The sequence below is a fragment of the Paracholeplasma vituli genome, from assembly GCF_025446935.1.
Taxonomy (GTDB): domain Bacteria; phylum Bacillota_I; class Bacilli_A; order Acholeplasmatales; family UBA5453; genus Paracholeplasma; species Paracholeplasma vituli.
Genome location: NZ_JAOEGN010000002.1, coordinates 177,369 through 188,735, shown reverse-complemented (window position 1 = coordinate 188,735; position 11,367 = coordinate 177,369). Strand labels below are relative to the sequence as shown.

The following is an 11,367-nucleotide window of genomic DNA, read 5'->3' as shown; positions in this document are numbered from 1 at the left end:
GAATCAATATCTTTTAGAAAAGGATAAGTATCTTTATATTGAGCTGGACGGTTATATAAGTGGGTTTTATTCAATTCATAGTGTTTCTGTTTGTCTTCTAACATCTTATTCCATAAAAAGCGATTATGGCCTAGAGTCATATGAATCAAAGTCTTTTGAGATTCAGTGGGGTAGATCCTAAACTTAAAGGCTTTATTCATTCGGTTCACCTTGGCTTTCAGTAGAGTGTAGAAACGGGTATGAATACACCTTTATTATAACATTATTTATTATGTTTTGTAAATATAAGAAAATCAATTCATCCCACTACCTGTAGAGGAGGGGGACTTCTTGATTGGATTGTTAAACCTTAATTCACTCCCGTGGAGTGTATATGCATTGGGTTGGCCTTTAACAGACAATTTCGGAATGAGTTCATTCGGAAACTTTTGGAGTTTATGTCCCTCTTGAGTCTCACTCATAAATAAATTATGCAAGTAAAGTTTATTCATGATTCGCACGCTTGACTTCAATTTGAATGAGATCAGACATGAGTGTATAGTTGACTAAGTCGGTTTTTACAGTATAGGTTAAGTAAGCATAAGCCATCCCATCCAAAGTGGCGTGGGTGATTTGATTTTGTTGGATTTCTAAACCCAATGGGTTTTGATACAACATTTCAATATCACAAACGAGTTCTTTGCCTGTATCGGTTGTGGCGGTAAGGGAGAGCGTATCGCCTATGTAATAGGTATATTTCGTTTTTACGACTAAGTACTTAACAAAGTCTTTGAAACGAATACTTTCGTCTGTGTTGATACCATAATAACCTGACAAGAATGTTTTTCTTAAATCGATGTCATTTCGAAGGCCCCATGGACAGTATTGAATGGCTCGTTTCTTAAGAATTTCGATTAGGTTGGATTTTGAATGGCTGAAATATGGGTGAATAATCAGATTGTATTTGTTTGAAATCTTGATGATGTCAGAGACACTCATGTGATTGTTTTCTAAATCAATTAAAAATCCACGTGAATAACCTTTAACATACTTTTTAAAGTTGACCAATGCGAAAGGGTAGAAACTCATCAACAAAGGTGGTCGGTCCATTTGATTAACAATTCGATTCAAGCGTTTCATTGAAGTCGAAGACGCTGTTTTCGCTTCGATTAAGAGTGAGGTTTTAGTATCCTTTAAGTGACGATGAAACATCGGAAGTGTTGGTAATACTTCATCCGTTAATTCACCTTTAAACGTCATTTTGATGGATTGTAAGGACTTAAGGGTATCTTTACGAATGACATAATCCTTTTCATAGGTTCTACCTAATGTGTCATCGTGGTTAACAACGATGTGTTTGTCCTTAGTCATGTGGAAGTCGAGTTCAACGAAATCTGATCTCATTCTAACCGCTTCAGCAGCTGCTTTTAAACTATTTTCTTGAGCATTTGCGTGATAGCCTCGGTGCGCGATCACAAATGGTGTAAATGCGTAATCGCCTTTAACATCAATTTGTTTACGATCGATTTGCTTACCATACAAACCATCCACACCCGCTAAGACCGCTTGATAGATATCGGTTTGTTTTTCGACATAGGCGAACACGACCAATCCATAGAGTTTTAAATGTCTTACCATCGATGAAGATAGAGCGGTTGCTTTTAAGCAAACTGTATGCGCGTTATGACTAAAAGTGTCTTTGGAAAGATCGACTAAGCTATTAAAGGTTTCAGGCATGTAAACCAGCCTTGAATATGGGTAAATCTTATAGATTGTATTGAGAACTTGTTTGGATTTAGAAAACACAAAAATATCAAATAATTGATACTTATACAACAGTTTCCCTATGTTTTTAGCCTCTTTTATTTGATTGACTTCAATGGCGTTTAATCCATTCAAGATATTTTCTTCGTTGATATATTCAAGCCACTTGATGTCGCTTGACGGGGTATTTGAAATAACAATTGTCTTTTTTAGCACACACATCTCTCCAGTATATTAATAATATAATATTTAAACTATTTTTACAATGATTATCCTCATAAAAACCCTCGTTTTAATGGGGCTTTAAATTGCAAGCTCTATAGAGTCTAAACTCTGTGATTGATTTGAAAAAAATAGCGTATTGGCTTGATTTTTAAGCCAATAACGCTACATTTTTAAGCGATACTGATGAATGTATTGATTTCTCCATCGTGATTAAATTCAATGACACGGCACCCTTTCTTAAACCCTTTTGGACCGTAATCATAATGCCCACTGACTCGACCATATGCAAACAATATGTTATCGATTGTAAATGAATAATCGTTGTAGTGATCGTGTCCTACAAAGATACCTTTACAGCTCTTTGTACGGTTTAGGATTTCTAGCAAGTTATTCTTAACGGGTGGTGTACACGGACTCTCATTGAATGACCCAATATAGGCGTGTTTATCGGAAGGGGTAATCGTTTTATATTCATAGGGTGGAATGTGACAAAAGAGTAAGGAACTGGGTCCTTTTTCATAAGGTGTTTGGTATTGATTGATGACACTGTCCATCCATAAAAGTTGTTCTTCTTTAAGTGACCCATAACCCCACGTAGGTTTTTGATCAATCATATAAAACGCATCGATATGGGAATCCATTAAGAAGAATAGACCTTTAGTCAGTTTCTTTTCTTTAATTTCAATGAAGTAATTGGAGTAACCAAACTGAGGATTTCCGGGTTTAAAAGCAAGATAGTTCGCGTCCTTAATCGAATCGATTAAAGCTTCATATGGGACATCCTCGTCGGTATCATGATTTCCAAAGATGAAACTCCATGGCGTTTTGAACTGTCCCATGTAAAGGCCTAAATCCTTGTAGAGTTTCGGACTATCTTTCGCCATTGTTTGATCCCCTGTGAAAACAATCCAGTTTGGATGGTGTTCGTGAATCATTTTTTTGATTAAGCCCTTGGTTTTCAAATCCTTCATATCATTCATAAGATGAAGGTCTGTAAATTGGACAATCTTTAAGGGTTTATTGGGTTTCATCTTTAGCGTTAATACCGGTTCATAGTCGTAGGTAAAACGGGTTAATTCTTCAAATGAGTAAAAGGTTTTATCGAAGTAGATCATTTTAGAGGGGTCTTTATGCCAGTTCATGTAGACTGAATGGATGCCTGCATCTTTAGCTGCTTTCGCATCCGAAATAGAATCCCCAACAAAAAGGGTTTCTTTCTTCTTCAATTTCTTAGTTGTAATGAGATTTAGAATACCTTCCGGGTCTGGTTTGGGTCTAGAAACGTCTTCAAATGCAATAATTTCATCGAAGAAATGAAAAATGCACAATCCGGTGAGTTCTGAAATCGCGATTTTTCTAAGTTCTGAGGTAATTAAATAGAGTTTAATCCCGCGTTTTCTAAATTCTTCAAGTGTATTTAAAGTGTCTGGATAGAGTTTGAGGTGATTCACTGCGAGTTCACTGTGAATTCTATAGATATCTTCTAAAAGGTCAGGTCTTTTTTTACCGTAGAGAATTTCTAGAATTTCAGGATAACCTTTCGCTAATAAATCGGCTTTAGAGATGCTGTTGAGTGGTATTTTAGGGGGATAAATCGTAACTAATTTTTGGTATATTTCGAGCACGAGATCATTTGATTCAATCAGCGTGCCATCCATGTCAAAAAGGATTGATTTGTACATAGGGGATTCCTCCATTTAAAACATTTTAACATAAATGAATCGTTTTTCTACTTCTGTTTTAATTCATTTGACGTTTACATTCACTAAACAATATGGGATGTGGTTTTTTATATAAAATTCAGAAAAAAAGCCTTGATGAGCAGAATTGCTCTTCATGGCTATTCATTCAATTATTATTTATTGGATACCTTGTTCCATCATCGCTTCATAAACTCTCATGAACGCGGCGATATTTGCACCGCTGATGAGGTCATAAGGATTTTTATACTTGCGTGCAGCTGTATAGCACTTCATGAAGATTTCTTTCATGATACCTTTAAGCTTATCGTCTACTTCATCGTAAGGCCATGGATAGTGCATCGCATTTTGACTCATTTCAAATAACGATACTGCGACCCCACCCGCATTCGCAGCTTTACCTGGCGCAAATAAGATCTGGTGGTCAATAAAGTAACGTTCAGCCTCTAATGTACACGGCATGTTCGCACCTTCAGCAACCAAGAAACAACCATTGTTTACGAGGTGTTCAGCGGATTCTAAATCGAGCTCATTTTGGATTGCACATGGTAAGGCAATATCGGTAGGTACTTTCCACATATCTTTAGGAGTTTTCCCATGAATACAGCCAGTCTTTTCAGCGTATTTCAACGTGAGTTCACCGTTGTTCGTGATTTCAGTCACTAAATTCATATCCAAACCATTTGGATCATAAATATATCCATTGATATCGGACATCGCGACAACTTTCGCTCCGAGATCGTGAGCTTTAATCGCAGCGTATAAACCGACTTTACCAGACCCTGAAACAATGACTTTTTTATCATCGAATCGATCGGATTTATACACCTTGAGCATTTCAGCAACGAAATAACATAAGCCATAGCCAGTCGCTTCTTTTCTAACAAGTGACCCACCATAACTTAAGCCTTTACCTGTCATGACACCAGTGTGTTCATTGCGAATCTTTTTATACATGCCAAACAAATAGCCAATTTCTTTATTCCCTACCCCAATATCACCTGCAGGTACGTCCGTATCTGCGCCGATATGACGGTAAAGTTCAAGCATATAGTTTTGACAAAAACGCATGATTTCACCATCTGATTTACCAATCGATGAGAAATCACTACCACCTTTACCGCCACCCATCGGAAGACCGGTAAGGGCGTTTTTAAATGTTTGTTCGAAGCCTAAAAACTTCATGGTTGAAGCGTTCACGGTTGGATGAAAACGAATCCCACCTTTATAAGGTCCCAATACGGATGAAAATTGAACACGGTACCCACGGTTAACCCGCGCGATACCTTGATCATCCACCCAGGTTACACGAAAATGGATAAAACGTTCTGGTTCTACAAGTCTTTCGATGATACCATACTTCTCGATTTGGGGTGTTTGACTGATGATATCGTCCATCGATAAAAAGAATGTTTCAACCGCTTGAATGAATTCAGGTTGTCCAAAATCCTTTTTAAGTACATCGTTAAACACTCGCTCTAAATACGCACTTTTAAACAATGCCTCGTCCCTTTGCCTTCCGTCTTTTTTCTTAAAAGAAAAAGACTATATTTTTAATATCGGTTTGTACTCACACCTCTATTAAAACGCAGTCTTCTTTCTTTGTCAATCTTATTCAAACTAAAAATAGGTTATTTTTAAAAACGCTTACAGTTTACTTTTTATTTCGATTTAAATCGTAAAGTCCCCAGTGTTTTTCAGGTTCATCTTGTTTGTCTGAACCTTTCCATGGTTCATCAAATGCTTCAAACATATAAAGGAGTACATCGTTCTTTTTAGCCCAAGTTTCTAAGCCATTAACATACTCACGGTGAAACTCAACCGAAGTGTACTCACCTAGGTTAGAATGGCTCGGCCACCCCGCTTCTGTAATGATTATCGGTTTTTTGGTTATGTTTTCTTTAGTCGCTTCATAAGCAACGATGGTATTCTCTAAAGCCTCTTCATGTGATTTTCTTTGCCAAAACGGATAAATGTGAATGGAAACAAAATCGACCTCATCGACAAGTGGTAAAGCATGGGTATTCCAAAAGTACATACCTTCGCAGAACGTGACGGGTTGTTTGATGTTTTGCTTAAGGGTACGAATGTATTTGGTTAACGCATCGATTGAGACCATTTTCGGGTTCCAGTCCGATGTGTTTTCATTACCTGCTGAAACATAATTAATGATATCTGGGTACTTATTCGCAAGTTCAATCAAAGCGTCTAATTGTTTCAAATTTGACTTCTTATTTTGGATGATGTCTTTTGTCTTTAATGGTTCACCCCAACCCACATTATAGTTGATGACTTCCCCATCTAAATCCATGCCTTGCATCACCTTTAGTGGTAGGTTATTTTCTTGGATTACTTCGAGTGTTAAACGTGCATGCATGCCTGGGTCATACATCCGGATTTGTTCGTATCCATCTTTGATAAGTATTTGTAAATCCTCTAAAATTTCAGCTTTAGATGGATAAACCTTCGTAATTGGGCTTTGATTTAAACGATACCCTGAATAACAAATTGATTTCTTATAGTGCATTGTTGTATCCTCCATGAATAGTTTAGCATAAGGCTTACATTTTTGATTCAAAAATAGTTTGAGCACCTCATAATTATGATACAATATTTCTAGAGGTGAACCTATGATTATTGGATGTGTAAAAGAGATTAAAAAGTATGAATTTAGAGTTGGTTTAACACCAAGCGCGGCTTCAGAGTATGTCCGTCATGGCCATACTGTGTGGATTGAACGGAGTGCTGGTTTAGGCTCTGGTTTTACCGATGAAGCCTATGAAGCACTGGGTTGTAAAATCGTGGCGGATCCAAAAGCCATATGGGCTGGAAGCGACATGATTGTTAAAGTCAAAGAGCCTTTAGAGTCTGAATATGCATTATTTAAAGAAAACTTAATCCTATATACTTATCTTCATTTAGCATCAAATGAACCTTTATACCGTGCTTTAAAAGAAAAACGCGTGTTATCGATCGCGTATGAAACGATGGAATATCAAAAAATGTTACCATGTCTTGAACCGATGAGTATGGTCGCGGGGCGTTTGTCGATTTTAGAAGCGGCGAAGTACTCAGAAGCATTCTTTGGTGGTTCAGGTATTCTCATCTCTGGTTTACCGGGTACACCAAGAGCTAAAGTTACCATCATTGGTGCGGGTGTCGTTGGTCAAAATGCTTGTCGTATGGCAGTAGGTATGGAAGCCCAAGTTACTGTTTTAGACCTTGATACAAAGCGTTTAGCCTTCCTAGAAGACTTATATCACAATAAAATTAATACCCTGTATTCTAACCAAGAAAACTTGAAAAAAGCCATTTTGGAAGCCGATATCGTCATCGGCGCAGTCTTAATTCCTGGGGATGCAGCTCCAAAACTCATTAAAGATGAATACTTACCTTTAATGAAACCAGGTTCGATTGTCGTAGACGTCGCGATTGACCAAGGCGGTATCTCGAATTTCTCTAAAGTGACCTATCATGATAACCCAATCTTTAAAGTAGGGCATGTATTATTCTATGGTGTCGCGAATATGCCTGGTTCCGTACCGATGACATCTTCTACCGCACTTAATAACGCAACCCTTAGCTATGGCCTTGAGATTGCCGATAAAGGTATCGAACAAGCCCTTTTGAACCCAGTCATTCAATCAGGACTTCAAACCCGTAATGGATTAGGGGTTTATCCAACCTTAATTAAATTATTTGAGACAAAATAAAACATAAAAGGCACCCTTGAGTGCCTTTTTTTACTTTTTGTATGCTAATAATTCATCTTTTTCGATTTGGCTAAGGCGTCTGCTTTCACGACACTTTTGAATACCTTTATTCTGAACTTTTTCATTGAGGTCGTTTTGTTTTAGCCAGGCAAGTGTTTCATCCTTATACTTGATGATACATTCAGATAAAAGCCACCCAGCCATCATAATGACATAGTATTCCGTTTCATCTTTCAATTGGTTTAAGCGCTTAAAAAACGTTGGAAGTATTTTGGGGTCTTTGACTAGTTGAAACAATATCATCAGACTAAGACGTCTGATGAAAGGTTTATCTGAAAGTATGTATTCATCCGAAAGATGAATGAATTTCTGTTTATACATTTCGATGTTTGTGAAGGACATGATATCGACATGAGCCCAGTTTTCCATTTTATAGATATAGGTGCTTAAATATTTGGATTGAATTTCAAAATCTGAAATCATGGAAATCAATTTACCTTGAATCGCGATAGTTTCGTAGTAATCATCGATATTTAGTTCTAAAAACGAAAAGTAGTCCCCTTTTTGAATCGCTTTAACCATTTCGTTGACTCTTGGGGTTGGTAGTACGAGTAATGGTAAGCGCGTATTCAACATTTTCCTAGCCCAGTCTTCTTTTTCATTATTCTTTAGACTTTTCAGGTAGTCTAAGAATGGGATACGGTCGGATTCTGTCCAAAGCGATTTAGTCAATTCCATGAGATACACCTCTTTTATGTGTAAAACTAAATATAGTTTATCACAGGACAATCGAAAAAAATAGTGCGCCCTAATCAGAGCGCACTGTGTTTATTTCAATAAATCGCGGTATTTTACACGTGGATTACGTGCCGCAGACACTTCATCGAGACGACGTACAACTGTCGTGTAAGGCGCATGTTTAACCATTTCAGGGTCTGTTTTCGCTTCATTCGAGATTTGTTTCATGATGCCGACAAAATGGTCAAGTGTTTCCTTAGACTCATTTTCGACTGGTTCAATCATGAGCGATTGATGGAACACCAATGGGAAATAAATCGTTGGTGGATGAATACCGAAATCTAGGAGTCGTTTCGCGACGTCTAAAGTCGTCACACCAGTAGACTTATCCACTAAACCATCAAAGACCACTTCGTGCTTACAAAGTCCTTGAATTGGTAAGTAGAAATCATCTTTAAGCGAGGCTTTTAAATAGTTCGCATTCAACACCGATAACTCACCCACTTTAGATAAGTTTTCCTTACCTAATGTAAGCATGAAGCTATAGGCTTTAATGATGACCGAGAAATTGCCTAAGAATCCAGATACGTGACCAATCGTGTGGATTGGGCGATCTAAGATGAAACGGTTTCTGCGTTTGTAGACTTGTGGGGCTGGTAAGAATTCGACTAACTTCTTACATACACCAACAGGACCTGAACCAGGGCCACCACCACCATGAGGGGTAGAGAAGGTTTTATGTAAGTTAATATGGATGATGTCAAATCCCATGTCACCAGGTCTTGCGCGACCAAGTAACGCATTTAGATTCGCACCGTCATAATAGAGTAACCCATCGACGCTATGCACGAGTTTTGAGATTTTTAATATGTCTTTTTCAAATATACCTAAGGTATTTGGGTTGGTTAACATGATGCCTGCAACCTCATCATTAATCGCTTCTTTAAGCGCTTTGATGTTCACAGTACCATCTTTATTAGATTTCACTTCAATGATTTCGAATCCCGCTACTGTCGCTGAGGCTGGGTTGGTTCCGTGTGCAGAATCGGGTACGATAACCTTCGTTTTATGGGTATTACCTTTTAAATGGTGGTAAGCTTTCATAATCATTAACCCAGCAAGTTCACCTTGTGCACCTGCGAATGGGTTTAATGAGAACGCAGCCATACCGGATAATTCCGATAACATTCTAGAGGTATCGTAATAGATTTCTAAAGACCCTTGTGCGGTTTCAATTGGTTGAAGTGGGTGGATGTTTCTTAACCCTGGAAGCGCAGCGATTTCTTCGTTGATCTTTGGGTTATACTTCATAGTACAAGACCCCAGTGGATAGAATCCTGTTTCAATCCCAAAATTCTTACGAGAGACGTTAGAATAGTGTCTGACTAAGTCTAATTCAGCAACTGAAGGTAGTAAGGTTTCTTGTGTTCTCTTTAAGTTATTTGGGATGTCTTTTTGAATATCATAAGGCAAGTCATTTTTAGGTAATGAATAGCCCACACGATTCGGTGTTGATAATTCAAAAATCAATTGGTCATATGCTTTCATTTTTGACCTCCTACAAGCGCTACGAACGCGTCCATTTCTGCTTTAGTACGCTTTTCAGTGACCGCGAAGAGCATTTGGTTTTCATTTAGAATCAAACCTGGTAAGAAACCTTTTTGAATACATTTTTGTTCAAATGATTTGAGATCAAAGTTCGCTACTAATAAGAATTCTTTAACAAAGAATCCGTTGTGTACTGGTTTAAACTTACCGGTTTTGATGAGTTCATCGTGTAAGTAATGGCTATTTTGATAGCACTGGGACACAACTTCTTTAAGGCCGGTTTTCCCCATGGTTGACATATAAATGGTGACCCACAAAGCCATGAGAGATTGGTTTGAACAAATATTTGAGTTCGCTTTCTCTCTACGGATATGTTGTTCACGGGCTTGTAAGGTTAATACAAATGCGCGCTTGCCATCGACATCGGTGGTCACACCACAAATACGGCCTGGCATTTTACGTAATAACTTATCCGTAGTCGCGAGATACCCCACATAAGCACCGCCATATGAAAGGGGAACACCTAAAGACTGACATTCGCCACATGCGATATCGGCTTTCATTTGTCTTGGCGACTCAATCGTTTCAAGGACTTGAGGGTCAGCATTTATGATCATGATTCCACCATTCGATTGAACCAGTTCAGATACATCGGTAAGGTTTTCTACTAACCCAAAATAGTTAGGTACTTGACCAATGAATCCTGCAGCACCTTCTAAGGATGCTTGAAGTAGTTCACGATCAACTAGACCTTTATGACTAGGTAATATGAGGACTTCGATACCTCGATATAGCGCATATGTTTTAACCACTTGAATGATGTTTGGATTGACGTTATCAAATAAGACAATCTTATTTCTCTTGGTTTGAGCAACCGCCATGAACATCGCTTCCGCAGTCGCGGTAGGGCCGTCATACATCGAAGCGTTCGAAACATCCATACCCGTTAAATCGGTAATCATGCTTTGGAATTCAAAGATATATTGGAGGGTACCCTGTGCAATTTCGGGTTGATAAGGGGTGTAAGCAGTTAAAAATTCTTCTCTTGAAATGATGGCTGGGATGACAGAAGGGGTATAGTGATCATACGCGCCAGCACCTCTAAAAATAACGAGTTCACGGTTTTTGTTAGATAACCCTTTAAAATGATTTCTGAGTTCTATTTCGGATTTTGAAAATGGTACTTGATAATCGGGTTTCGTTTGCAGTCTCTTCGGTAAATCGTCGAAAAGGTCATCCAAAGATTTTACTCCGATTTTTTGTAACATCGCTTCAATATCCGCCTCAGTATGCGGGAAGTATTTGAACATAGTCCCTCCTAGTGTAAGGTTTTTTCGTAAGCTTCAGGTGACAATAAATTGGAGACTTCTGAAGCATCTTTAACTTCAATTTCAATCATCCAATTTTGGAAAGCATCTTCGTTTAATACTTCTGGATTGGAAGATAATGCTTCATTGACGCGAAGTACTTTACCAGAAACAGGCATCATTAAATCAGATGCGGCTTTGACAGATTCAACTGCGCCAAAGGGTTCAAATTGATCAAATGAACTACCCACATTTGGTAGGTCAACGAATACGACTGAACCTAAACTGTGTTGGGCATAATCGGTAATCCCAATCAGTGCTTTATTGCCTTCAATTTTAATCCATTCATGCGTTGGTGCGTATAGTAAACCTTTAACAATTTTTTCCATTTTT

At 38.1% G+C, this 11,367-nt stretch carries 11 protein-coding genes; 1 reads left to right on the top strand and 10 read right to left on the bottom strand.

Annotated elements, in window-relative coordinates; genetic code table 11:
• From N7603_RS01910 to N7603_RS01885, 6 genes are all read right to left on the bottom strand, one after another.
• Window positions 1-200, bottom strand: a 200-nt coding sequence (locus N7603_RS01910) for a helix-turn-helix domain-containing protein (RefSeq protein WP_262095636.1), incomplete at its 3' end; no start/stop codon positions are given.
• Between the two features lie 93 nt (window positions 201-293).
• Complete coding sequence (locus tag N7603_RS01905; protein ID WP_262095635.1) at window positions 294-491, bottom strand: hypothetical protein; 198 nt, start codon at window positions 489-491, stop codon at window positions 294-296.
• Window positions 484-1,959 (bottom strand): glycerophosphodiester phosphodiesterase family protein, encoded by a 1,476-nt coding sequence (locus N7603_RS01900; RefSeq protein WP_262095634.1) that lies wholly within the window; start codon window positions 1,957-1,959, stop codon window positions 484-486. Before N7603_RS01900 ends, N7603_RS01905 begins: the two co-directional genes overlap by 8 nt.
• 179 nt (window positions 1,960-2,138) lie before the next feature.
• Window positions 2,139-3,650 carry an HAD-IA family hydrolase gene (locus tag N7603_RS01895; protein WP_262095633.1) on the bottom strand — a complete coding sequence of 504 codons (1,512 nt, stop codon included), beginning with the start codon at window positions 3,648-3,650 and terminating at the stop codon, window positions 2,139-2,141.
• A gap of 177 nt (window positions 3,651-3,827) precedes the next feature.
• Window positions 3,828-5,168, bottom strand: a complete 1,341-nt coding sequence (gene gdhA / locus N7603_RS01890) for an NADP-specific glutamate dehydrogenase (RefSeq protein WP_262095632.1) — start codon at window positions 5,166-5,168, stop codon at window positions 3,828-3,830.
• A 154-nt stretch (window positions 5,169-5,322) separates the two neighbouring features.
• Window positions 5,323-6,195: a glycoside hydrolase family 17 protein gene (locus N7603_RS01885; protein WP_262095630.1), complete on the bottom strand. Its 873-nt coding sequence runs from the start codon at window positions 6,193-6,195 to the stop codon at window positions 5,323-5,325.
• Window positions 6,196-6,298: 103 nt separating this feature from the next.
• On the opposite strand from N7603_RS01885, the gene ald reads away from it, so the two are divergent.
• The gene (gene ald, locus N7603_RS01880; RefSeq protein WP_262095629.1) at window positions 6,299-7,381 is read left to right on the top strand and encodes an alanine dehydrogenase; all 1,083 of its coding nucleotides are present in this window, start codon (window positions 6,299-6,301) and stop codon (window positions 7,379-7,381) included.
• A 30-nt stretch (window positions 7,382-7,411) separates the two neighbouring features.
• On the opposite strand, the gene N7603_RS01875 is transcribed toward ald, so the two are convergent.
• From N7603_RS01875 to gcvH, 4 genes are all read right to left on the bottom strand, one after another.
• Entirely contained in the window at window positions 7,412-8,119 is a 708-nt protein-coding gene (locus N7603_RS01875; RefSeq protein WP_262095627.1) for a DNA alkylation repair protein, read from the bottom strand.
• A gap of 90 nt (window positions 8,120-8,209) precedes the next feature.
• On the bottom strand, window positions 8,210-9,667 hold the full coding sequence (gene gcvPB, locus N7603_RS01870; RefSeq protein ID WP_262095626.1) for an aminomethyl-transferring glycine dehydrogenase subunit GcvPB: 1,458 nt from the start codon (window positions 9,665-9,667) through the stop codon (window positions 8,210-8,212).
• The gene (gene gcvPA / locus N7603_RS01865; RefSeq protein ID WP_262095625.1) at window positions 9,664-10,977 is read right to left on the bottom strand and encodes an aminomethyl-transferring glycine dehydrogenase subunit GcvPA; all 1,314 of its coding nucleotides are present in this window, start codon (window positions 10,975-10,977) and stop codon (window positions 9,664-9,666) included. Before gcvPA ends, gcvPB begins: the two co-directional genes overlap by 4 nt.
• A gap of 8 nt (window positions 10,978-10,985) precedes the next feature.
• Entirely contained in the window at window positions 10,986-11,363 is a 378-nt protein-coding gene (gcvH, locus tag N7603_RS01860; RefSeq protein WP_262095624.1) for a glycine cleavage system protein GcvH, read from the bottom strand.
• Window positions 11,364-11,367 lie beyond the last annotated feature (4 nt).